Annotated in this window: 22 protein-coding genes, 2 tRNA genes and 1 pseudogene; 12 read left to right on the forward strand and 13 right to left on the reverse strand. The window is 35.7% G+C overall.

Features of this window, described 5'->3' with window-relative positions:
• Window positions 1-18: 18 nt before the first annotated feature.
• Together BUB45_RS09235 and BUB45_RS09240 are read right to left on the reverse strand one after the other, a co-directional pair.
• Complete coding sequence (locus tag BUB45_RS09235) at window positions 19-1,104, reverse strand: DUF871 domain-containing protein (protein WP_073007728.1); 1,086 nt, start codon at window positions 1,102-1,104, stop codon at window positions 19-21.
• A 13-nt stretch (window positions 1,105-1,117) separates the two neighbouring features.
• On the reverse strand, window positions 1,118-1,444 hold the full coding sequence (locus tag BUB45_RS09240; RefSeq protein WP_073007731.1) for a PTS lactose/cellobiose transporter subunit IIA: 327 nt from the start codon (window positions 1,442-1,444) through the stop codon (window positions 1,118-1,120).
• A gap of 163 nt (window positions 1,445-1,607) precedes the next feature.
• Between BUB45_RS09240 and BUB45_RS09245 the strand changes: the two genes are divergently transcribed.
• The 4 genes from BUB45_RS09245 (at window position 1,608) to BUB45_RS09260 (ending at window position 5,037) form a co-directional block, all read left to right on the forward strand.
• Window positions 1,608-1,913: a PTS sugar transporter subunit IIB gene (locus BUB45_RS09245; protein WP_073007734.1), complete on the forward strand. Its 306-nt coding sequence runs from the start codon at window positions 1,608-1,610 to the stop codon at window positions 1,911-1,913.
• 20 nt (window positions 1,914-1,933) lie between these two features.
• Complete coding sequence (locus tag BUB45_RS09250; protein WP_073007737.1) at window positions 1,934-3,199, forward strand: PTS sugar transporter subunit IIC; 1,266 nt, start codon at window positions 1,934-1,936, stop codon at window positions 3,197-3,199.
• 220 nt (window positions 3,200-3,419) lie between these two features.
• Window positions 3,420-3,731: a hypothetical protein gene (locus tag BUB45_RS09255; RefSeq protein ID WP_073007740.1), complete on the forward strand. Its 312-nt coding sequence runs from the start codon at window positions 3,420-3,422 to the stop codon at window positions 3,729-3,731.
• On the forward strand, window positions 3,721-5,037 hold the full coding sequence (locus tag BUB45_RS09260) for a 6-phospho-beta-glucosidase (protein ID WP_244527700.1): 1,317 nt from the start codon (window positions 3,721-3,723) through the stop codon (window positions 5,035-5,037). The genes BUB45_RS09255 and BUB45_RS09260 overlap by 11 nt, the downstream gene beginning before the upstream one ends.
• Window positions 5,038-5,156: 119 nt before the next feature.
• Here the strand turns inward: BUB45_RS09260 and BUB45_RS09265 are convergent, their stop codons facing one another.
• The 5 genes from BUB45_RS09265 to BUB45_RS09285 form a co-directional block, all read right to left on the reverse strand.
• On the reverse strand, window positions 5,157-6,173 hold the full coding sequence (locus BUB45_RS09265; RefSeq protein ID WP_073007743.1) for a LacI family DNA-binding transcriptional regulator: 1,017 nt from the start codon (window positions 6,171-6,173) through the stop codon (window positions 5,157-5,159).
• 54 nt (window positions 6,174-6,227) lie between these two features.
• The gene (locus tag BUB45_RS09270; RefSeq protein ID WP_073007745.1) at window positions 6,228-8,576 is read right to left on the reverse strand and encodes a glycoside hydrolase family 31 protein; all 2,349 of its coding nucleotides are present in this window, start codon (window positions 8,574-8,576) and stop codon (window positions 6,228-6,230) included.
• A 47-nt stretch (window positions 8,577-8,623) separates the two neighbouring features.
• Window positions 8,624-9,466 (reverse strand): sugar ABC transporter permease, encoded by an 843-nt coding sequence (locus tag BUB45_RS09275; protein WP_073007874.1) that lies wholly within the window; start codon window positions 9,464-9,466, stop codon window positions 8,624-8,626.
• Window positions 9,467-9,471: 5 nt separating this feature from the next.
• Window positions 9,472-10,752 carry a carbohydrate ABC transporter permease gene (locus BUB45_RS09280; RefSeq protein WP_073007877.1) on the reverse strand — a complete coding sequence of 427 codons (1,281 nt, stop codon included), beginning with the start codon at window positions 10,750-10,752 and terminating at the stop codon, window positions 9,472-9,474.
• 100 nt (window positions 10,753-10,852) lie between these two features.
• Complete coding sequence (locus tag BUB45_RS09285) at window positions 10,853-12,127, reverse strand: sugar ABC transporter substrate-binding protein (RefSeq protein WP_073007748.1); 1,275 nt, start codon at window positions 12,125-12,127, stop codon at window positions 10,853-10,855.
• A gap of 416 nt (window positions 12,128-12,543) precedes the next feature.
• Between BUB45_RS09285 and BUB45_RS09290 the strand changes: the two genes are divergently transcribed.
• Together BUB45_RS09290 and BUB45_RS09295 are read left to right on the forward strand one after the other, a co-directional pair.
• A complete protein-coding gene (locus BUB45_RS09290; RefSeq protein ID WP_073007751.1) occupies window positions 12,544-14,652 on the forward strand; it encodes an alpha-amylase family glycosyl hydrolase in 2,109 nt (702 codons plus the stop codon).
• A 126-nt stretch (window positions 14,653-14,778) separates the two neighbouring features.
• Window positions 14,779-16,560, forward strand: a complete 1,782-nt coding sequence (locus BUB45_RS09295; RefSeq protein ID WP_073007754.1) for a glycoside hydrolase family 13 protein — start codon at window positions 14,779-14,781, stop codon at window positions 16,558-16,560.
• 213 nt (window positions 16,561-16,773) lie between these two features.
• On the opposite strand, the gene BUB45_RS20390 is transcribed toward BUB45_RS09295, so the two are convergent.
• Complete coding sequence (locus BUB45_RS20390; RefSeq protein ID WP_244527702.1) at window positions 16,774-17,022, reverse strand: hypothetical protein; 249 nt, start codon at window positions 17,020-17,022, stop codon at window positions 16,774-16,776.
• A gap of 21 nt (window positions 17,023-17,043) precedes the next feature.
• Window positions 17,044-17,241, reverse strand: a complete 198-nt coding sequence (locus tag BUB45_RS20395; protein WP_244527703.1) for a hypothetical protein — start codon at window positions 17,239-17,241, stop codon at window positions 17,044-17,046.
• A 111-nt stretch (window positions 17,242-17,352) separates the two neighbouring features.
• Between BUB45_RS20395 and BUB45_RS09305 the strand changes: the two genes are divergently transcribed.
• Together BUB45_RS09305 and BUB45_RS09310 are read left to right on the forward strand one after the other, a co-directional pair.
• Window positions 17,353-17,425 (forward strand) — tRNA-Thr (locus BUB45_RS09305).
• Window positions 17,426-18,328: 903 nt separating this feature from the next.
• A complete protein-coding gene (locus tag BUB45_RS09310; RefSeq protein ID WP_073007757.1) occupies window positions 18,329-19,033 on the forward strand; it encodes a hypothetical protein in 705 nt (234 codons plus the stop codon).
• 63 nt (window positions 19,034-19,096) lie between these two features.
• On the opposite strand, the gene purU is transcribed toward BUB45_RS09310, so the two are convergent.
• Window positions 19,097-19,996, reverse strand: a complete 900-nt coding sequence (gene purU, locus BUB45_RS09315) for a formyltetrahydrofolate deformylase (protein ID WP_073007760.1) — start codon at window positions 19,994-19,996, stop codon at window positions 19,097-19,099.
• 150 nt (window positions 19,997-20,146) lie between these two features.
• Here purU and BUB45_RS09320 point away from each other — a divergent pair.
• Window positions 20,147-20,230, forward strand: a tRNA-OTHER gene (locus BUB45_RS09320).
• Between the two features lie 140 nt (window positions 20,231-20,370).
• On the opposite strand, the gene BUB45_RS09325 is transcribed toward BUB45_RS09320, so the two are convergent.
• Entirely contained in the window at window positions 20,371-21,087 is a 717-nt protein-coding gene (locus BUB45_RS09325; protein WP_073007763.1) for a gamma-glutamyl-gamma-aminobutyrate hydrolase family protein, read from the reverse strand.
• Window positions 21,088-21,281: 194 nt separating this feature from the next.
• Between BUB45_RS09325 and BUB45_RS20770 the strand changes: the two genes are divergently transcribed.
• Window positions 21,282-21,416: a hypothetical protein gene (locus tag BUB45_RS20770; RefSeq protein WP_425303962.1), complete on the forward strand. Its 135-nt coding sequence runs from the start codon at window positions 21,282-21,284 to the stop codon at window positions 21,414-21,416.
• Between the two features lie 55 nt (window positions 21,417-21,471).
• Here BUB45_RS20770 and BUB45_RS09330 read toward each other — a convergent pair whose 3' ends face one another.
• Window positions 21,472-21,966 carry a GNAT family N-acetyltransferase gene (locus tag BUB45_RS09330; RefSeq protein WP_073007766.1) on the reverse strand — a complete coding sequence of 165 codons (495 nt, stop codon included), beginning with the start codon at window positions 21,964-21,966 and terminating at the stop codon, window positions 21,472-21,474.
• A 294-nt stretch (window positions 21,967-22,260) separates the two neighbouring features.
• On the opposite strand from BUB45_RS09330, the gene BUB45_RS19860 reads away from it, so the two are divergent.
• Both BUB45_RS19860 and BUB45_RS09335 read left to right on the forward strand, forming a co-directional pair.
• Window positions 22,261-22,404: a hypothetical protein gene (locus tag BUB45_RS19860; protein WP_170861737.1), complete on the forward strand. Its 144-nt coding sequence runs from the start codon at window positions 22,261-22,263 to the stop codon at window positions 22,402-22,404.
• Between the two features lie 74 nt (window positions 22,405-22,478).
• Window positions 22,479-22,643: pseudogene (locus BUB45_RS09335) on the forward strand (ASCH domain-containing protein); the annotation flags it as partial.
• A 222-nt stretch (window positions 22,644-22,865) separates the two neighbouring features.
• On the opposite strand, the gene BUB45_RS09340 reads toward BUB45_RS09335, so the two are convergent.
• On the reverse strand, window positions 22,866-23,105 hold the full coding sequence (locus BUB45_RS09340) for a ferredoxin family protein (RefSeq protein ID WP_073007769.1): 240 nt from the start codon (window positions 23,103-23,105) through the stop codon (window positions 22,866-22,868).

The raw sequence follows: 23,105 nt of genomic DNA on the forward strand, positions 1-23,105 counted from the left end.
ATGTAACTCAAATTGTTTTCATTTTTCTTCGAAGCCAAACTTATCCCATGGTTGCAGATGGTCAAGAAGGAATACTTCTTCCTCACGTATTCTGCCAACAACATTGGACTTACCTGAATTCTCCATATCTTGCAATGCTATTTGTAACTCTCCTGCATATTGCTTATATAAATCACTTTCAATAATAATATCCCCGCGCTTTATATTCGGTGTGTGATGCACAGGGAAAGAATGCCCTCGATACTTGACTCGACTTTGAGTAGAACGAATTAAATAATCGGATACATCCCCACGATAGAAATGTGGTTCATCAAAAATAATTTTCCTCTCCAAGTCAGAGATTCCTTCTTCTACTTCCATTGCAAAAATAATTTTTTCACGTTGTAGCGTACCTAGCTTCTTTAGCTCTTCTTCGGATGCATAAGCATTGCCAATAATCACATCGTCAATTAAATTGGTAGCCCATAAATGTTTTGCCTGTACTTCAATAGGTAATGTACGGTGCATTTCCAAAGTAGGAAGGCCTTCCATAATCGGCCATGGTCCATAAGTCGCATCGGAAGAAGATACAAATGCTGCTGTTCTTAAACCGTAATCTTTAAATTTCTTACTACACTGTATAAAAAAGTCATAAGCAAGACCTGAATACCTATGTGGATAAAAATTATGACAGCCTATTAACTTTTCTTTGTTAGGACGATAACTCATGATATTATCTAAGTATTTCGTTGCATTACTCATATTTATTTCTACCTTTAAACCATACGGATTAAAAGTCATCTGCGCTTCTTCATTTCCAGTAAAGCCGAGATCTAACCGAATCCCATCAACACCTAATGCATTAAAAAAAGATAAATCATTATATGAAATATTTAATTCTGAAAAAACTCTTGGATTTATATCACAAATTACTTCCATACCTAGTTGTTTGGAGAACTGAATGGTTTGTTTAAAGTGTTCAATAATTTTCTCAGCATCACCCTCCATGGATAGAAGGCATGTAAAAATACGAGTAAAACCATATTTATGAGCTAATTCAATATACGCTAGATCATCTTCCACCTTTGAATGGTTCGGATATATAGAAATCCCCAAGTTTCTCATCTAATCACCTCTATCATGATAATTTTGTTTCTAAGCAATGAATTCGTTGTAGCATTTTTATCATCTGTTCAATTAAAGATATTTCACTAATGGATGTCATGAGATGGTCTTGGGCATGCACCATTAATAATGACATCTTCACTGGTTCATCATTTATTTCTGCTTGAATTAATTTCGTTTGCGTATTATGCGCTTTCGTTAATTGCTCTTGTGCTTCCTTCAATTTTTCTTCTGCATCGGAAAATGCGCTCTCATAAGCTAACTCCAGAGCTTTGTAGGCAGTAGCTTTCGCGTCACCACCGTGGGAAATAATAGAAAAAATATCCATTTCTACATTCATGATATAGACCTCCTTAGCTATTTATCAACATCATATCATACTTAAAATAAAATTTTAAGTTTTATTTTTTTATATTGAATTTTTCTTTCACATACTATATAATCAATGTATGTGAAACCCTTTTCACGTTTTCACGATTTATACAAATTGAGGAGGTAAGAAAATGAAAGTGTTATTTGTATGTTCTGGGGGAATGTCTAGCGCAATTGTAGTTAAGGCGCTAAAGACGGAAGCGAAAAAACATGGGCATGAAATGGAAGTCCACGCTATTGGAACAAGTGAGGTTGAACAAGAAATGCAAAAAGGGTGGGATGTTTGTATGGTCGCACCACAAATTAAACATCGCTTTAACCAAGTCAAAGTGCATGCGGACGAAGCAGGAGTTCCTTGTGGAGCAATTCCAGCACAAGCTTACACGCCATTAGGTGGTCCTTTACTATACAAAACTCTAAATGAACTCATCAAGTAAAGCGAAGGGAAGAGATTACCTTGAGTAAATTTGTAGATTTTATGGAAAATAAACTGTCGGCTCCTATGGCACGTTTATCGGAACAACGTCATTTATTAGCTGTTCGAGATGGGGTTATTTCTGCATTACCTTTTATTATTGTTGGATCATTCTTTTTAATCTTTGCTTTTCCGCCATTACCAAAAGATTGGGCAATTACACAATGGGCAACAGAGCATGCTGCAGAAATTTTAATTCCATACCGAATGACCATGTTTATCATGTCATTATACATAGCATTTGGTATTGGCTATAATCTAGCGAAGTCCTATAAAGTAGACCCTTTATCTGGAGCACAAATTGCTGTTGCGGCTCTATTATTAACCCTAACGCCAACTGCTCTTGATGAATTAGGGTTTGTTCTGCCAATGCAATATTTAGGTGGACATGGACTATTTGTTACCATTATCGTATCCATTCTTGCTGTAGAAATATTTAGAGTTTGTAAACAAAAACAAATTACCATTAAATTACCTGAGCAAGTACCATCTTCGGTTTCTCGCTCATTCGAAGCACTTATTCCCGTTGCCATAGTAATCATCTTAATGTCAACCATTACCGTTGTAATGGGAGTAAATCTACATCATGTAGTCGATAAATTAGTTGCTCCATTAGTAACTGCAGGCGATAGCTTATTCGGTGTATTAGTACCAGTATTTCTCATCACTTTCTTCTGGTCATTCGGTATACATGGGGTTTCTGTCGTAGGTTCTATTGCAAGACCACTATGGGAAGTATATCTCGTTAACAACTCTCAAGCAGTGGCAGATGGAGCTTCCACCATTCCGCATATCGCACCAGAAACTTTTTACCAATGGTTTATTTGGATAGGTGGTTCTGGGGCTACATTAGGTCTCGTTATTGCGATGTTGCTTTTCGCAAGATCTAAATACATTAAAAATTTGGGTAGAGCTACGATCGTTCCTAGTTTGTTTAATATAAACGAACCAGTTATTTTCGGGGCACCAATTGTTCTTAATCCCTTATTGATTATTCCGTTTATTATTACGCCAATTGTTACAGCGATTATTGCTTATTTTGCAACATCTATAGGATTAGTAAGCCCGACATATATTATGCCACCATGGACATTACCAGCTCCAATTGGTGCATACTTATCCACTGGTGGTGATTGGCGAGCTGTTGTATTAGTACTAATAAATATAACCATATCTGTAACAATCTATATGCCGTTCTTAAAGCTATATGATAAAAAAATGATAGCTATGGAACAAGGAGAGGAATAAAAAAATAACATTACAATGGGACAGGCATCCAAAGCATTAGGCTCCCATTCATTATTATCGGAGTGTAATAATATGAAAGAATTTGGACTGCAAGGTGAAACGCAGCTATATGGGATCAATTTCATCCTTGCGTAAGACGTTCATTTTTCCTATGCAGCAATGAAGAAAAGAGAATAGAGGGTGTTCTCTTTTCTTTTTACTCTATAGATGAGGTGAAAATATGATTCAATCCAAAGGCATCATCCCTAGAATTAGTTTTAAAGGGGTATTTGTGTTTATGTCAATAACCATTTTAGGGTTATTGCTGTTTCCCACCCTTTTCATGACTTTAGGTATTACTAAAACAGCTAGTTTTTTTATCGCTTGTACTATTTCTTCATCCATTGGTAGTATGCTCGTTTTAACTAAAATTGATGGTAAACCTACTGAAAGAATCTATTTCAGAAAAAGAATGGCGCTTTCAATGATTGTTGGCCTTTTATCAAGTGCACTCATTATTTTTGTTTTTGGAGGAGATATTTTTGGATACTAAAGGTATAAAACTTGTCACTATTGGCGGTGGATCAAGCTATACACCGGAATTTGTGGAAGGCATTATTAAACGGTATAACGAATTACCAGTCAAGGAGCTCTGGCTTGTCGATATCGAAGACGGCAAAGAAAAACTTGATATTGTAGGAAACCTAGCTCGAAGAATGGTTAAAAAAGCCAACATCCCGATGGAAGTACATTTAACTTTAGATAGAGAAACTGCTTTACAAAATGCGGACTTTGTAACTACACAAATTCGAGTCGGATTGTTAGATTCAAGAATTAAAGATGAAAGGATACCAATTAAACACGGAATGATTGGCCAAGAAACAAATGGTGCTGGCGGATTATTTAAAGCCCTTCGAACCATTCCAGTATTAATGGAGATTGCTGAAGACATGCAAAAATTATGTCCAAACGCTTGGTTAATTAATTTTACAAATCCAGCAGGTATCGTTACGGAAGCATTAGTAAAATATAGTAAACATAAAAAAGTGGTTGGTGTTTGTAATGTGCCAATTAATATGAAAATTACTATTGCAGACCTTTTAGGCGTGCCTGAAGAAAAAGTTCAGATTGAATTCGCAGGTTTAAACCATATGTCTTATGGTACGGATGTATTTGTAGACGGGGGATCAAAATTAGCGGAAGTGATTGAATTATTGGCTAAACCTGAAAATCAACTATCTATGAACAATATAGCACCTCTTCCATGGGAAGAAGAATTTATTAAAGCACTTCATATGATACCTTCTCCTTATCATCGTTATTATTATAAGACGAAGGAAATTTTAGCTAATGAACAAAACGAATACCAAGAAGGAAAAACAAGAGCAGAAACAGTCAAAGAGCTGGAAAGTAAGTTATTTGAACTTTATAAAGATCCAGACCTAAATATTAAACCACCCCAACTTGCTGAAAGAGGTGGCGCATACTATAGTAATGTCGCTTGTAATCTTATTTCATCTATTTATAACAATACAGGAGATATCCAAACGCTTAATGTTGTGAACAACGGAGCAATTTCCAGTCTTCCTGACAACACTGTAGTCGAAGTGAACTGTACCGTAACAAATAAAGGACCAATCCCTTTAGCTGTCGGTGCTTTACCATCTCCTATTAATGGACTTATTCAACAAATCAAGTCTTTTGAGCTAGCTGCGATTGAAGCAGCTGTAACAGGTTCTTATGAAAAAGCATTGTTAGCATTATGTATTAACCCTTTAATTACAGATGATGGAAAAGCAAAAGTAATTCTTGATGAATTACTTGAAGCACATAAAGAATATTTACCACAATTTCAATAATACTTAATAAAAAAACTTGGCTTGTCACCATGTCCTATGGCGAATGCTGTAGTTTTTCTTAAACGATAAAAACCATACGTCAAAAATGAAAGATACATTCTGGCGCATGGTTTTTATTTTTATCTTTCCCCTACAGAATCCCGATACACAATTTCATGTGGAATAATGATACGTTTTTCAGGGACAAAATCCGATTGCGTTTTTTCAATTAAAGCTTTCGCAGATTGTACACCCAGTTGATATATTTGAATGTCAACAGTTGTTAAAGCTGGACTTGTCAGTTCAGATAGGTATACATTGTTAAAGCTTACCAATGAAATATCAGTAGGGACATCATACCCTAATTTTTCCAAAGCACTTAGCACCCCTAGACTCATTAAATCATCACTTACAACAATTCCTGTTGGCGGATGCTCTAATTGCAGCAACTTCTCTATTGCTTCTCTCCCTCCTGATTGAAGAAATTCACTATGAATACAATAAGCTTCACAAACTGGTAGATCCGATTCATTTAAAGCCGCTTTATATCCGTTTTCTCGATCCATCGTTACAATAAGATCTCTGGAACCACCAATAAAAGCAATATGCTCATGGCCTTGGTCAATTAAATAATTTGTTATCTCTTTTCCTGCTTTATAGTTATCATTATCGACATGTGTAATTTCACTTACATAATCATACGGTTTTCCTACAATTACAAATGGGAAATCTTTTTCACGCAAAAAATTTGTTATTCGGTCATTCATACGTGAGTAAAGTAAAATGATTCCGTCTACATAACTGCCATAAACCATACGTTCTACTTCAGCAAACATCTCTTCTTCTGTTCCACCACTTGATAACATCATCGAATATTGCATATCATGGGTAACCGTTCCGATACCTCGCAACACTTCCGGGAAGAACGGATTTTGTAAAGACTTATCAGCAGATGAAGGCATCACAACGCCAATCGTTTTGGTAGATTTAGCAACTAAATTCCTAGCATTTACGTTAGGGTGATATCCTAATTCCTTCATTGCCTTTCGAACCTTCTTTTTCGTATCCAGACTGATTCTCGGATTATCTGCAATTACTCTAGACACAGTAGAAGGTGATACACCTGTCGCCTTTGCTACATCTTTTATTGTTACCATTTTTTACATCTCACCCTCTACTCCATCATTTGTATCATTAGTTAGTATATAATGTTATAGGTTTATCGTTGTTTGCTTTCCACTTTTCGCTCCATTTATTATAACATGCTGCCCTTCGCTAAGACCAATTACATTCACTTTTATGTCCTGATAACTTGGCTGATACGTACCCTCTTTGCGTTTCACTTCAACGGCTACTTGATCCTTTGTCGAGATGATCTCTAAGTCGAGTTTAAGATAAGTACCATTCTCAAAAGCAAATGTTTCTCCATCATCATCATAAAGCATACATGTATATGTTGCATCTTTCTGGCTTGCGAAAATATGCATGGTCATATCGGTTCCTTGTTTTTCCTTGTTAGAGATATAAGGATTTTGCAACACTGCTGTTCCTTTTTTAATAAAGATCGGTAATTGATCCAGTTCTGCATGAACAAGGTGTACTTTACCCCCTTCAAATTCTTTTCCCACAATGAAGTCTACCCAACCACCTTCTGGAAAGTATACAGCACGATCTGTAACTGCTGGGGCTAAAATTGGCGCGATCATCACATTATCCCCAACCATAAATTGATCGTTTAGATTATAGGTCTTCTCATCAGTAGGATACTCCATGAATAACGGACGCATAACAGGCAAACCTCGTTCACTTGCTTGACGAAACAACGTATACCATTGTGGCATCCATTCATAACGCATTTTAATATATTTTCTTATAATATCTTCATACTCTTCCCCAAACTGCCATGGCTCTTGATACAGCGTTCCGATAGCTGAATGATTACGGAAAAACGGTGTAAACGCGCCAACTTGCGTCCAACGAACCAATAGTTCTGGGTTTGTATCATGGGCAAATCCACCTACATCAGGGCCAGCAAAAGCAACACCAGATAACCCTAAGTTCATTACCATTGGCAGACTCATTTGTAAATGTTCCCAAAAGCTCCGATTATCGCCCGTCCATACTGTAGCATACCGTTGTACACCAGCGTAACCGGAACGAGTAAGCAAAAAAGGACGTTTACCATTTAATTGTTCTTTTAATCCTTCGTAGGTTGCTTCCCCCATTAATAAACCGTAGACATTATGCAATGCACGATGTGTTGTAGGATTGCCATCATTCCGATGCATGACAGCGGTATCCATTGTTTTTGTTTCATTAAATACAGCTGGCTCATTCATATCATTCCAGACACCTTCTACACCCATATCGCTGTAAAACACATGCTTATCGCCCCACCATTTCCTTACACGTTCCTCGGTAAAGTCAGGAAAGGCGCTTTTACCTGACCAAACTTCTCCAATATAAATATCATCTTCAAGATACTTACAGAAGTTGTCATCTCTTACCCCTTCTTGGTAAATGGTATATTCAGGATCTTTTTTCACACCTGGATCAACGATTGGCACAACACGAATTCCCATATCTCGAAGATCCGCTATTAATTTTTTAGGATCAGGGAAACGATTTTTATCAAACGTAAATACACGATAACCATTCATATAATGAATATCTAAATGGATGACATCAACAGGAATATCTTGCTCCACAAATTTTTTCGCTAAAGCACGAACTTCTTCTTCCGATTCGTAGCTATACCTTGACTGATGATAGCCTAATGCCCACTTTGCTGGAAGAGGCATTCTTCCAGTTATGAAAGTATATTGTTCTAAAACTTCTTTTGGAGTGGGCCCTGCCATGACATAATAATCGACTTGTCCCCCTTCTGCACGAAAGGTATACATATTATTATAGCTTTTCATATCAAAGGTCGTTCTAAATGTATTATCAAAAAAGATACCATGTGCTTTTCCTTGGCGTAGTGTCATAAAGAAAGGAATAGATTGGTACAAGGGATCTGTTTCTGGATTATGCGGTGCATATACATCACTATTCCACATCTCATATTTTTCTCCGCGTTTATCTAAAAAACCACTTTTTTCTCCAAATCCATAGTAATGATCTGTAGTGAATTTCTCTTTACATACGATTACTTCTCCGTTTTCTCTAAAAGCCATGCCACGTTCTTTTTCTCGAACAATAACGCGTCCGTTGATTTCATGAATAGAGACACGAAATGGCTGTTTACGTATAGCAACTTCAAGCTCCTCTGTTTGTAACAAAATCGTATCCGACATTTCCTTTTCAGTAATTGGCATGTTTTTTGGCTCTACTACCACTGATTTCGAGTCATTTAAATCAACTTTTCCTGTAGGATTCATTACAATCCTAACAATGGAAGGATGATAAAAACAAACAACGACATGTACCTTTTCACATCGAAAAGAGTAGCCTTGGGAATTTCTCTTAAACTCTATTACATTCCCAATATCGCAGAATCGAATTGCTTCTGTCGCTGTATTATTTCCTGGATGAATAGCAAAACTAGTATCCTCTAGCACGGTAATACCTCCTACTGTCGATTTTCGAACCGAAAAAAGATATGTTGCTACCCTTTCGTCGCTCCTGAGGTTAAACCAGAAATTAAGTAACGTTGCAATAATAAGAACACAAGCGCAATTGGCACAGCAATAAGGATGGAACCAGCAGCAAATCTAGTGAAATTTGTTGAAAATTGGTCATTGATAAAATTAAATAACCCTAGTGCTAATGTATATTTTTCAGGACTTGTTAAAACAATTCTAGGTAATAAGAAGTCCATAAATGGCGCCATAAAATTAAATAATGCGACAACGGCTAAAATAGGCTTGGCCAATGGTAACATAATCGTCCAAAAAATTTTCAAATGACCTGCCCCATCTATTTTTGCCGCTTCGTCCAGTTCTTTAGGTATCGTATCAAAGTACCCTTTCACCAACCATGCGTTGAAAGGGATTTGACCACCAAGATAAATGATCATTAATCCATAAAGAGAATCGGTTAAGCCAATTGTATTTAATAGAATGTACAAAGCAACCATCCCCATTAAAGCAGGAAACATTTGTAACAATAAAAACATATACAAACCATATTTTCTACCAACAAATTTGTATCGTGAAAATGCGTATGCAATTAACGATGTAATGATAACCGAACCGACAGAATTGACAACGGCAACATAAAGGCTATTTTTATACCAGATGACATAATCACTATTTGGATCAGTAAACAACCATTTATAATGTTCTAACGTTGGGTTTTTTGGTATTAGCTCTGTAACCATCATGTTAGAACCCGGATTTAAGCTCATCATAAATGCCCAAAACAGTGGGTATGCGATTAAAACAAACATAACAAATAAAAAAATATAGATAAACGTTACTTCTATTTTTGATTTTTTCTTACGCGACATAGCCATTAGTAACGCCCCTCCTCTTTAAACGAAGCCGTTTTTCTAAACTGATAAAAGGCAAATATAGAAACAACTAACCCCATAATTATCGTGATTGCAGCAGCCATATTGTAGTTATTAGATTCAAATGTTAGTTTATACACCCAGGATATTAGTATATCTGTTCCCCCAGCGTTTTGACCACGAACTGCTGGGTTACCTTCATTAAATAAGTAAATAATATTAAAGTTATTAAAGTTTCCTGCATATTGCATAATTAACAATGGCGCAGTTGCAAATAAAATATGCGGTAATGTAATGTGTCGTAATTTTTGCCATCTTGTACCACCATCCACATCTGCTGCTTCGTACATATCTCGAGGAACGCTTTGCAATACACCTGTAAATAAAGCAAACACAAACGGAAAACCTAGCCACGTTTGAATCATAATTAAAGCAACCTTTGTCCAAAATGGATCAGATAACCAAGGCAACATAACATTAAACTGGCTTAGAATATCACGATTAATGGCTCCAAAAGTAGGATTAAATAAGGCCGAGAAAATTAAGATAGAGACAAACGCCGGAACCGCCCAAGGAAGAATTAGTATCGTCCGTATTGCCCGTTTAAATTTTATTCGTGTATCGTTTACTAACAATGCTAATATTAACCCTAAAGCAATCTGCAATGTAGTGGCAACAACCGTCCATACTATCGTCCAACTAAAAACACTAAAAAATGTATCTTTCCAAATATCAATATGAACTAAATCAACAAAATTAGTAAAACCCACCCAATCCAACAGTTTTCGGGGAGGGGCATTATATTGATTGTAGTTTGTAAATGCTAACGCAAACATAAATAGTAAAGGTACTACAACAATAAATAACAACATAATTAACCCCGGCATTATCATGAAATAAGGGAAACCGTTGTTATAAAACCCTTTTACACCCTGTAACAAAGTTGGTTTAGGTCGATTTGCTTCTCTTGCTATGGCGTCAGAACGAGCATCCATAAAATTATAGATGTATATTCCAATACCGAATGCTAATACAATTAATGAAATTAAACCTTGAATAAGTAATTGAATAGAATGGTGTTCCCTAGGTATCGTACCAAGTGTAAAAAGCCCCCAAATACCTATATCTATATAATCCCAAGTTGTAATTAAAAATGCAGTTGAAATAATTAAAAATATAAAACCTTTTAAAAAACGTCGATTATACATTTGTCCTAAACCAGGTATAATAGATAAGATTACTGCTAGTGTACGAGGTTGTATTTTTCGGGTTTTAGATACCATCTTTTCTTCAGCCATCCCGTTTCTCCTCCTCTTGAAACATACTGTGACAAAATTTATCGTAAGCGATTGCGGTATAATCGCTCTATACCGCAATCATATTTTAATTAGCGCCAGTAGACTCTATTTTTTGTTTAATAGACTCTACTGCCTCATTTAAAACTTCCTCTACAGGTTCACCTTTAGAAATAAAGTTTAAAGCATCATTAAACGGCTCCCATACTTGCTGCATAGCCGGTACACTAGGCATAGGCTCTCCATATTTAGTCTGTTCAGCAAATGCTGAGTAAAGAGGATTTTCAACAATTTCCGGGTCTTCCATGGCATCTTTACGCGCAGGTAGTTCTCCAGCAATATCGTAATAAAGTAAAGAACTCTCAAAATTAGTCAAATAAGCCATTAAATCTTGAGCCCACTTTTTGTTTTCTGAATAATAAGAAAGCATATATGACTTAATACCTACAAATGATTTAGGGTGTTCCCGGTTATCTAAAACAGGAATTGGAGCTGCACCTAAATCTTCTCCTAAATCTTCTTCATATTCTCGAACCATCCACGGTCCATTGATAACTGCGGAAACCTTACCTTCTTTAAATAAACCATTCAAAATATCAGGAGTTAGATCTTGTGGAATATATTCTTTTTCGTACCATTCTTGTACTAATTCTCCACCTTTGATAGCGCCTTCATTATTTAAACCGATATCCGTTGTATCGTATTTCCCATTTTCATTTCCGAAAACGTAAGCTCCATTTCCTGAAAAGAATGGATATACAAAATACAAATTCGCTGCTTCTAACAAAAATCCATATTCATCTTTTGCAGGATTAGTATCCTTTTCAGCAATTTCCATAATCTGTTTCATTTCTTTCGGTTCTTCTTTTACACGAGACTTGTTATAAAACAGAGCATAAGTTTCCGAAACAGCTGGATAACCCCAATACTCTTCCTCATATTGCACAGCTTTCAAAGCATTCTCTGTATATTCTTCTTCTTTTTCTCCAAGATCAATTGGCTCTACCAATCCTCTAAGGACTAAGTCGCCTATTCTATCATGAGGTTGGTAAATAACGTCTGGTCCATTACCTGCAGGACCCTCTACATCCAATTTTTCAATTTGTTCTAACATACTAACTGGAATCATTTCAACTTTAATCCCTGTTTCTTCTGTGTACTTTTTGGTCATTTTTTCTAAGGCTTCTCTTTGTTTTTCTTCATCATTTACCCACAGCGTTAAAGTTTCTGGTTTTTCTGGCATTTCATCAGTAGTTTTGGCATCTTCTTTTTCACCTGATTTTTTACTATCATCAGGCCCACAAGCTGCTAAAAAGCCAATAAGTAAAAACATTGCAAGTAAATACATAAAACCTTTTTTCATATTTGACCCTCCTAAAAATGAAGTTATTCACAATCAGCACATTCTGTGAAAACGTTTGCGCTTTATTGTATTTTTATTATACATCAATTTAAGTAAAATGCAATATTAAATATAAATTGTTTTCTTTATTAAGGTAGTATGGTTACGTTTGCAACGAATTACATTTTATTCTCATTAATTAGCGCAAACGTTTTAATGAAGGGTAATTGAATTTTTTTATTAATCCTTCACTTTTAGATTGACATTTTAAATTAAGCGTTTAATAATTAAATTATATACTATGTTAGACAGCATAATTTGAGGGCAATGCTTTTGTTTATCAAACAACCCCGACTTTTGATGAAGTCGGGGTTGTTTTTTTTGAAGGGAGGGTAATTGTTGCTAACTTCTCACAAAATTATAAGGAGGATGTATTTATGAAAAATATTTGGAAATCGCTTGCATTAATTATTTTTATTTTTTTCGCCACACCCAACCTCATTTCAGCTGTTCAAAATGAAATGAGCACAATTAATTACTCTAAAGATGTTATTTACCAAATTGTAACAGACCGCTTTTGGGACGGCGATAAAAATAACAACCCACCAAGTGATATATACAGCGCGGACTGCCAAAACCTTCATAAGTATTGTGGAGGGGATTGGCAAGGAATTATAGACAAAATTAATGACGGTTATTTAACAGACTTAGGCGTTACAGCTATTTGGATTTCTCAACCAGTTGAAAATATACATGCTTTGCATCCAAATGGCTATACATCATACCATGGTTATTGGGCTAAAGATTATAAACGAACAAACCCTTATTACGGAGATTTTTCTGATTTTGATCTTTTAATCAATACTGCACACCAAAATAATATTAAAGTAATAATGGATTTTACACCTAACCACTCTTCTCCAGCTTTAGAGTCAGATCCAAATTATGCTGAAAACGGAGCAGTATTTGATGACGGCTCATTATTAGGTAGTTATTCCAATGACCCTGAAAATATTTTTAACCATAATGGAGGAACTGATTTTTCAAGTTACGAAGATAGTATTTATCGAAACCTATATGACTTAGCTGATTATAATTTAAATAGCGCCAAAATGGACAACTATTTAAAAGATTCCATTAAGTTATGGCTAGATAAGGGCATTGATGGTATCAGAGTAGATGCAGTAAAACATATGCCTCAAGGATGGCAGAAATCACTAATGAATGAGATTTATACACATAAGCCTGTATTCACTTTTGGAGAATGGTTTTTGGGTAAAGGAGAAATTGATCCAAAAAACCACCATTTTGCTAATGAAAGTGGTATGAGCTTATTGGATTTTAGATATGGACAAACTATTCGTTCTGTTTTAAAGGATGGTACAAGTAATTGGCATCAATTTCATGAGATGATAAAACAAACAAAAAATAATTACAATGAAGTAAATGATCAAGTAACATTTATTGATAACCATGATATGGCTAGATTTACATCTGAAAAGTCTTCAAAAACATCTACAGATATTGCATTAGCAGTATTATTAACTTCTAGAGGCGTACCCACTATCTATTATGGTACGGAACAATATTTAACTGGAGACAAAGACCCTGAAAACAGAAAACCAATGACAAAGTTTGATAAAACTACGAAAGCATATAAAGTCATCCAAAAGCTATCAAACTTAAGAAAAACAAATCCAGCTCTTGGCTACGGACGTACAAAACAAAGATGGATAAATTCAGACGTATATATATTTGAAAGAAAATTTGGTAACAACGTAGTGATAACCGCTGTAAATAAATCAGATAAAACGTATACAATTTCTAATCTTAAAACATCCTTTCCAAAAGGAAAATATCGAGACATACTAAACAGTAACTTAGCTGGAGTAGATTTGGTTGTTCAAGATAATGGAAATGCGGATAATTTTGATATCGAACCAAATTCAGTATCTGTTTGGGAATGTACTCAAAAATCTGAATCACCCTTAATAGGACATGTTGGTCCTATGGAAGGACAATATGGAAATACGGTTACAGTTTCTGGAGAAGGGTTTGGAAAGGAAAGAGGTACCCTAAAAATAGGGGATGAAAAGGCAAAAATTATAAGCTGGGATGATTCAAAAATAAAATTCCAAATACCGAAGATGTCTGGCGGAAAATATGATATTTCACTTAAAACATCTCAAAAAATAGAAAGCAATACCTATCAAGATTTTGAAGTTTTAAACGGAAAACAAGTAAGTATTCAATTTGTAGTTAATGACGCCTATACAAGTATGGGAGATAATATTTATCTAACCGGTAATATAAGTGAACTTGGCAATTGGAAAACCGAGGAAGCCATTGGTCCTATGTTCAATCAAGTTCAGTATAAGTATCCTAAATGGTATTATGAGGTAAGTGTCCCTGCTAATAAAAAAATTGAATTTAAATTTATAAAAAAAGATCATACAGGTACTGTAATATGGGAAAGTGGAAAAAATCACACATATACTACACCAAAACAAGGGACCGATACAATTAAAGTAGATTGGCAGGAATAACTATTTAACTCACTTTAATGGAAGGTGGCTCGCGCTCTATGCGAGCTGTGGTGGTTTCTGACTCTAGTAACAAAGGAATTTTAAAACAATTTTAGCGCAAACGTTTTAATTAAGGAGGTAATAAAAATGAGGAAAGAAGCAATCTATCATAGGCCTAAAAATAACTTCGCTTATGCCTACGACAAAGAAACACTACACATTGTTCTACAAACAAAGAAAGACGATATGAAAACAGTACAGCTTATATTTGGTGACCCATACAATTGGAAAAATGACGAGTGGCAAAGTGAAACGAATTCAATGGTTAAAACAGGTTCTACAGATTTCCATGATTATTGGTTTATTGCCATTCGCCCACCATATAAACGATTACGCTATGCTTTTATTTGTAGCAATGAATCAGAAACGTGCTTTTATGGGGAAAGTGGCATTTTTGACAACCCTCCAAAAGATATCGCTAACTATTTTTGCTTTCCGTTTTTAAATGCAGTCGATGTATTCCAAGCACCAGATTGGGTGAGAGATACGATTTGGTATCAAATTTTCCCCGAACGCTTTGCAAACGGGGATAAAAATCTAAATCCTGAAGGCGCTTTACCTTGGGGGTCTACCGATCCTTCAACAACAAACTTTTTTGGCGGGGACTTTCAAGGGATTATGAATCATTTAGATCACCTTGAAAGTTTAGGAATAACAGGCATTTATTTTACGCCAATTTTTAAAGCGTATTCTAATCACAAGTATGACACGATAGATTATATGGAGATTGATCCGCATTTTGGCGATAAACACACTTTCAAAAAGCTCGTTCAAGCTTGCCACGATCGTGGGATTAGAGTAATGCTTGATGCCGTCTTTAATCATAGCGGCTATTACTTCCCACCGTTTCAAGATGTATTGGAGAACCAAGCGCAATCTAAGTACAAGGATTGGTTTCATATTTGGAATTTCCCAGTCGTTACAGAGCCACAAGCAAACTACGACACATTTGGATTTGTCGCATCGATGCCTAAACTAAATACGGAAAATCAGGAAGTAAAAGACTATCTATTAAAAGTTGCACGTTACTGGATAGAGGAATTTGACATTGATGGTTGGAGGCTAGATGTCGCTAATGAAGTAGATCACAGTTTTTGGCATGATTTTCGTCGCACCGTTAAAGAAGCAAAGCCAGATGCTTATATATTGGGTGAAATTTGGCATGATTCCATGCCTTGGCTGCAAGGCGACCAGTTTGATGCTGTTATGAATTATCCGTTTACAAATGGGGTCATCGACTTCATTGCCAAAAATACAATAGCTGCAACTACATTTAAAAATGTGATTACAAAAGTATTGCATATGTACCCAAGGAATGTAAATGAAGTGGCATTTAATTTATTAGATAGTCATGATACACCAAGAATTTTAACGATAGCTAACGAAAATATCGACCGTATTAAATTGCTTTACCTTTTCCAGTTTTCCTTCTCAGGAACTCCATGCATCTATTACGGAGATGAAATTGGTATGAGCGGAGGGCATGATCCAGATTGCCGTGCTTGTATGGAATGGGATGAAGAAAATCAAAATCGAGAGCTATTCACCTATGTACAAGGACTGATTCGTTTACGTAAAACGGAGCCTTTATTCGGAAATGACGCTTCATTTCGTTTTTTATATGCCGATGATAACACCAACACGATTGCCTATGAAAAATATGATGAACAAAAACGTCTTATCTTTCTATTAAATGCAGGCGAAAAAGAAGCTAACGTCTCAAATACTTGTATTTTTAAAGCAACAGAACAAGTGAATGAATGGAGCATTTCTTCCCTTTCAAATGGTGTAAAGAAAGAATGTATAAATATATCAGAACCACTAACTGTACCAGCTCTTGCCTATCGTGTTTTCGAATCTAAAAAATAATATCGCAAAGCCTTTTGAGGTGGTTTCTCAAAAGGCTTTTTCGTACTATAGGATGGCTTCCATGTTTCGTATATGGCTGATAGTATCTTAAGATAACTCGATTTGTCCACCTGCTTTATGCAACAGAAATGAATGAATTTGTTGTTTGTGGTGATTATCATGCCAAATAAATGCGGCAATATAATTAAATAATGTGTGTGGATAACCTGAATATTAATCCATTTTCTCGCCGTTTAATGTGAAGTTTGTAAAAAATTCAGCTTCTGTTTTCTGTTTTACAGCAAAAACTAGTTTTTCACGCATAATCATTTTTTGCTCTATGAGATGTTTTGCAGATACACCACTCCTTGCATACGCAGAGGCTGGCGTGTTGATTATTTCAAAGTCCACGCTCTGAATAGTAGCATCTTGCTTCATTTTTGGAAGCATTTCTTCAAGAATGTACCTATCCCAAAAAGTCATATGACTAATGATCTCTGCTGTTCACCATTTTCCTTTTGCAATTGCTTGAAACATGTCCTTTTCAGGCCCTTTGGTTAGTTCACTGACCCAATTATTGCATGCAGCAAATGCATGTACTAACTCTTTTTTTCCATCGTTCTTCCTCCCCACTCCCCAGATAATTCGATATAATTTTTTTATTTTGTATAGGTAAACCATTAGTACCCAAACGTCCATCATACATATTCTCCAAATTTACACAAAAGTCCTTCTTTTGGGATTATTATTTCTATGAGGAAAAGGGTTGATGAATAAAAATGATAGGAGTATTATATTTTATGTAATACCTTTGCTGGTGTAGCACAGTTGGTAGTGCACTTCACTCGTAATGAAGGGGTCGGAGGTTCGAATCCTCTCACCAGCATATTTGGCAAGTATTGATATAATGCTGTTCTTGAAAAATTCAAGAACAGCATTTTTATTTTCAATCATTTTTTTGCCGACCAATCTGCCACCTAAATCTATACTAATTATGGTAATATTGGATTTATTAGATTACTGTAAAATAAACATTTTAAGTTAAAACTGATTAAAAAAATGTGCATAAAGCATACTTTTCGCAAACAAGACATAGCATATTAGCCTTTGTAATTTGCTATGTCTCATTTTTTCCTAACTTAGCTGATATAGATAATACTTATAAAAATCCCACCACAGATGATTTCTCTATTCCCAATAAGCTACTGAACGCTTGTGAAGCATCTCTCGAAACTGTTGCGTTGTTTTTTCCAAAACAGTGTTTGTTGAAAAATCAATAATTACGCCATATTGACGAATTAAGTCTAATTTCCCTATTCCCCCCTCTCTATACTTTATAATTACATTTTGTGGGTCTTCTGTTAGCCACGTCTTTCTATTTTCTCTTATATAATTGGCTTTCTGCTGGTTTCTTCTTGTAAAATTTCATAATGATCAACATCAGGATCAATTTGCCTTGATAACCACGCCATAATCTTTTTCTGCACGAGCAATAGAAACGTAGCCTCTTTAACATCTTCTAATACCGATTGTGGATTACGTTTTAGTGGGTCACCAAGTCCGCCTTCTCCAGCTGATGGTCTTGTAAAACTATCCCCTTCTTTCAGGAGTTTCTTTACCCTCTCCGTCTTTTTTCATTACGCACTTCCTCCCTTCCTAATTCAATATGTACAAGGCAGAACCTTCTCTAAGCCAATGGAAAAAAGCATTTTTGGCTATTCATATTAGCTAACAAATTTATACAACCGCTTCCTTTTTTATGATAATATTACGTGGAGGAGGAATTCATATGGCTATAATCAGTACATTATTAGGTACAATCGCATCATTGGGGATCATTGCTGGCATTATCCTACTAATCGTAGGTGCTATTAAAAAGAAAAAATACAGAGGCGGCTTGATAACACTCGTTTCCATCGTTTTATTTAGCATAGCATCCTTTATGATGCCTGACGAGTTGAAAGAAAAGTATGCAAACCAAGAACAAAGCAAAGCTGAAACCCCGGATAAAGATAAACGAGTAATTAATGATGATTACGATGACGAAGAAGATGACGACGAATACGACGATGATAAACGCAAAAAGAAAACGAACGCGCTTTCTTCTCAACAGAAAAAAACGATAAAAGCAGTACAAAATTTCCCTACTTTTACGAAAGAATACAAAAAATTAAGCCGTAGTACACAAAAGAAAACATGGGATAAGCATTTATCTGGAAAAAAGGTAACTTGGAAAGGTTACGTAATGGAAGCCAAAGGAAAAAAGGTATACGTCTGGGGAGGAGCCAGATACAACGGGCAAAAATGGTCTAAAGTTAAATCAAGTAAGAAAAATGAGGCCTACCAAGTGTTTCTTGCCGATTTTGGAAGAAGTACTCCAAAGAAAGCATTGAAGCCTGGGGATAAAGTAACGATAAAAGGCACACTGATGTCCAACGGTGACCCGAAACAAAATATGCATTGGAAACTACATAACGCCAAAATTGGGTATTAGAAAAACGTAGCTATCGTTAAAGTCTTATGACGGTAGCTACGTTTTTCTTATATTATTGTTTCCCTAAAATACGATCGTTTTATTTTGATACACAATGATTCGATCCTCCAGATGCCATTTGACAGCTCGCGATAGTACAACCCTCTCGATTGCTTGGCCAATCTTCTTCATTTTCGCGATATTATCTCTATGATCTACTCTACCGATATCTTGCTCAATAATCGGACCTTCATCCAGATCATTGGTTACATAATGAGAGGTAGCTCCAATCATTTTTACACCACGTTCATACGCACGTTCATATGGCTTTGCACCAACAAAAGCTGGTAAAAAAGAATGATGGATATTAATGATTCTGTTCTCATAATTTTTAACAAAGTCACTTGTTAATATTTGCATATAGCGCGCAAGCACAATAACATCGACCTCGTAATCTTTCAGCAATTGAAGTTGCCTTTCCTCTACTTGCTTGCGAATATCTTTATTTGCTGGAATGTAATAAAAAGGAATTCCCAGCGACTCAACTGTTTCTCTAGCTGTTTCATGATTGCTAATAACAAGAGCGATATTCGCCATAAGACCACCGCTTTGATATTCCCACAACAATTCCATTAAACAATGCGGTTCATTAGAGACAAAAATCGCTACATTTTTCAATTGACTAACATAAACGAATTGCCAATTCATCGCAAATTGTTCGCCAATAGGTTGAAATGCCTGCTCAATCTGCTCTGCCTTTTCACCTAATTGCGGACAATAAAATTCAATCCGCATAAAAAACTGACCGCCGTCAGGATTCAATGTATATTGATCAGAAGTAATAATATTTGCTCCGTTTCGATATAAAAAATCAGAAACAGTGGCTACTATTCCAGGCTGATCTGGGCATTTAATTAACAGACGTGCCTTGTTTTCATTTTCCGTTTTAAAGTGGTCAATACTTTTCTTCATGAAGTGATTCATAGTTGATACCTCAATCATTTATTTTTACATAATACAATATGCTATTTTAACCAATGAGTCAATACTATTCGTTCTATCACTTATAGAATTCATGCAAATAATTGTCACTATCGAAAATATCTTTTAACAATATTTATTGTTCTTATATATGGAAAAGTACCCAAGTCTGGCTGAAGGGAGCGCATTCAAATGCGCTAGGGTGTGTAAGCGTTGGTTCAAATCCCACCTTTTCCGTTTGATATTCACATGTTAAAAATACCAACAATTATTTGTTAAGCTGCATATATGCTACTTCGATCGAGATGAGCTTCCCTCCTTCTTTTAAGCCCCATTTCTACAATAGCCACTAAGCTTACTAAAATGCATGAATGATGTTAGCTTCTTTCCTTACAAGCTTCTATAAACGCATGAAAAATATTTTTAGAGACAGCATCTTCTTCTATCGCTAAGTTTTCCGGATGCCATTGAACTCCTAATAAGAAAGACTCTTCTCTACTTTCTATTGCTTCAACGACGCCATCACTTGCCATACCACAAATTTGCATACCCTCTCCAAGCTTTCGGTTAGCCTGATGATGCCTACTATTCACTTTAATTTTTTCCATACCGGCAATTTCTCGTAATACAGATCCCTCTTCCACGTAAACATAATGGGAAGCATGACCATCGGGAGCATGTTGCTTATGCTGTAACAATTCCCCTTCCATTTGTGCATAAATGTCTTGATACATATCGCCGCCTAAGGCAATATTTAAAATTTGACACCCTCTACAAACTCCTAATATGGGTTTTTGGTGCTTTTGTATTTCTTGTATTAATGCAACTTCGTATTGATCACGTATCGGATTAATTTCCCCTAACTTTGGATGCGGTTCTTCAACAAATAATGTAGGATCAATACTATTACCCCCTGTTAAATATAACCCGTCAATTAAACTGGCAATTTGTCTTATTTGCGTTTTTGAAAGTACAAAAGGAAGAATTATTGGGGTACCTCCCGCTCCCTCAATTGCCGATATATTAGCAATACTTACAAAATGCATATTCGATGCATTTTCTACAGATGGCGTTACTCCAATAACTGGCTTCATTGAAAACACACTCCCTAGAGAGAATTTTCTGTCTATAAACCCGACTTCTAATCAGTATACGGATAATTTAAGCAAGTTGCCACATATTATTTACCGTTACCATCAAAATAACCCCTAACAAAATAATGCCTACTCTTTACCAATCTCTAACACTTAAAGCGAAAATAAGCGGTGTTCCTATTCCTCCAGCGCCAATGACACCTAAAACTGCCGCGGCACGTACATTTACTTCAAAGCGATACAATATGAACGAGAAAAAGTTTGGTAATACTGGTGGTACAATGGCAAAAATAAATGTCTTTACTGGATTTGCTCCAGAGGGATATTAATGCTTCTTTACTACTAAAATCTACATGATCCATTTTAAATATAAGGTTCTGTTATTTAATCGAGATTTTTAATCGCCAGAATTGAATGATCCTGAACAATGCCTGTTTCTGAAAATCCAAATGAAGCGTATAATGCTTTAGCTATGAAATTACTTCTGTGATAAAAGAGTGCTACATAGTCTGCTTCTCCAAAAGGCATTGTTTCAATATCCATCAACATTTTTTCAAAGGCAAGTTTGCCATACCGTTTCCCCTGATAATGCTTGTCGATCATAATATGCCAAATAAAATAGCCTATCTTCCTGTAAAAAACTTCATTTTCAAATGATTTATGATCCAATATATCATAAGTATACATTAAAAACCCCACCACAACATTATCAGCATAAATAGCGAAGGGGATAGCTGGTTCGCCGTCTTCGTTCAACACATAAGCGTCTGCAATGCTTCTGAGGTTAGTGGTTGCTATAAATTCAGTCTGGTTTTCTGCAACCTCAAGAGCTATTACTTCATCTATGTTGTCCTTATTTATTTTTCTCAATTCAATCATTTTATTCTCCTCTCCGAAGACAAGTCTCCTCTAAACTAATTTATTTCTAAAAGTGAAAATAATGAATGCTTTTCCTCGCTCACCAAAAATTTTGGGATAGAAGGACTGAGTCAATTTTAACACTTTGTATGAAACTAAAATCTTACTCCCCTCCTCGCAACAACCCAAAATCAAGTTCCCTCCCTTATCACTCCCCATCCTGCATCGTTGCTAATTTGCGCCTCATTTACTTTTTCCTTTTATATTCATGATATAATGGATATACATTTAAGGATAAAAAGGAGTTATAAATTAATGAAGGTGAAAATGAACGTTCAAACTGCCTACCACGGAGACTTACTACGTGCAGGAAAAGTATACAACGTTGATGACGAAACAGCGAAGCGTTGGATTGCCAGTAAATTAGCTGAAAAGGCAGAAGATCAGTCAATCAATTAAGCGATAGATTTAATATGATAAAGTGCAATTTTTACCTAGGGGCTTTCTTGCACCCCCACTAATAATTAGAAAACCAATTCGCTATCGCAGAGGGAGAAGGGGATAGAACATATCAATATTGGAAAGATACGCATGAAAAGTTCTTCAAACAGGAACTTCAGAATGTAGTTCTTGCATATTCTGAAGATATGATGTTGGTATGTGAACGTTTTACATTAATTGATGTCAAACAGCAGTAAAAGGCTCTACTTGGCTATCACCAAGTCTTTATGGCGATGAGCCGTCGTTTTGCTTACAGATTTAATACTTTCTAATAATAGAAAAACAAAACGCACCTCCCATTGTTAACTGACTTTCAACGATGGGAAGTGCAATTTATGAACAAGTATTTTTACCACCTAAAAGATATTTCTTTTATTTAAAAAGTAGTATACCAATGAATTTTTTGCTTTTTCTTCTCGTCATTTATTCGCAAAAAATTCTTCTGCTTTTTCTAGAAAGACTTCTTGATCAGCAGTTAGATCATATTCTTCTTCAATGGCATCTACAGGGCATACTGCTTTACAAGCGCCACAATCAATGCAAACATCTGGATCAATATAAAATTGATCAGGACCTTCTTCTATACAATCAACAGGACAAACGCTAACACATTCGCCTGACTTCTCGCCTCGGCAAGGATCTAAAATAACAAAAGCCAT

The organism is Virgibacillus chiguensis, assembly GCF_900129865.1.
Classification (GTDB): Bacteria; Bacillota; Bacilli; order Bacillales; family Amphibacillaceae; genus Virgibacillus; species Virgibacillus chiguensis.

Coding starts and splice junctions, on each gene's coding strand:
- BUB45_RS09290 (WP_073007751.1), top strand. CDS start 12,544: ATGAAAAATATTTGGAAATCGCTTGCATTAATTATTTTTATTTTTTTC.
- BUB45_RS09325 (WP_073007763.1), bottom strand. CDS start 21,087: ATGAAGCCAGTTATTGGAGTAACGCCATCTGTAGAAAATGCATCGAAT.
- BUB45_RS09330 (WP_073007766.1), bottom strand. CDS start 21,966: ATGATTGAATTGAGAAAAATAAATAAGGACAACATAGATGAAGTAATA.
- BUB45_RS19860 (WP_170861737.1), top strand. CDS start 22,261: ATGAAGGTGAAAATGAACGTTCAAACTGCCTACCACGGAGACTTACTA.
- BUB45_RS20770 (WP_425303962.1), top strand. CDS start 21,282: ATGACACCTAAAACTGCCGCGGCACGTACATTTACTTCAAAGCGATAC.
- BUB45_RS09310 (WP_073007757.1), top strand. CDS start 18,329: ATGGCTATAATCAGTACATTATTAGGTACAATCGCATCATTGGGGATC.
- BUB45_RS09235 (WP_073007728.1), bottom strand. CDS start 1,104: ATGAGAAACTTGGGGATTTCTATATATCCGAACCATTCAAAGGTGGAA.
- BUB45_RS09295 (WP_073007754.1), top strand. CDS start 14,779: ATGAGGAAAGAAGCAATCTATCATAGGCCTAAAAATAACTTCGCTTAT.
- BUB45_RS09275 (WP_073007874.1), bottom strand. CDS start 9,466: ATGTCGCGTAAGAAAAAATCAAAAATAGAAGTAACGTTTATCTATATT.
- BUB45_RS09265 (WP_073007743.1), bottom strand. CDS start 6,173: ATGGTAACAATAAAAGATGTAGCAAAGGCGACAGGTGTATCACCTTCT.
- BUB45_RS09280 (WP_073007877.1), bottom strand. CDS start 10,752: ATGGTATCTAAAACCCGAAAAATACAACCTCGTACACTAGCAGTAATC.
- BUB45_RS09240 (WP_073007731.1), bottom strand. CDS start 1,444: ATGAATGTAGAAATGGATATTTTTTCTATTATTTCCCACGGTGGTGAC.
- BUB45_RS09285 (WP_073007748.1), bottom strand. CDS start 12,127: ATGAAAAAAGGTTTTATGTATTTACTTGCAATGTTTTTACTTATTGGC.
- BUB45_RS09340 (WP_073007769.1), bottom strand. CDS start 23,105: ATGGCTTTTGTTATTTTAGATCCTTGCCGAGGCGAGAAGTCAGGCGAA.
- BUB45_RS20395 (WP_244527703.1), bottom strand. CDS start 17,241: ATGATGGACGTTTGGGTACTAATGGTTTACCTATACAAAATAAAAAAA.
- BUB45_RS09255 (WP_073007740.1), top strand. CDS start 3,420: ATGATTCAATCCAAAGGCATCATCCCTAGAATTAGTTTTAAAGGGGTA.
- BUB45_RS09245 (WP_073007734.1), top strand. CDS start 1,608: ATGAAAGTGTTATTTGTATGTTCTGGGGGAATGTCTAGCGCAATTGTA.
- BUB45_RS20390 (WP_244527702.1), bottom strand. CDS start 17,022: ATGACTTTTTGGGATAGGTACATTCTTGAAGAAATGCTTCCAAAAATG.
- purU (WP_073007760.1), bottom strand. CDS start 19,996: ATGAATCACTTCATGAAGAAAAGTATTGACCACTTTAAAACGGAAAAT.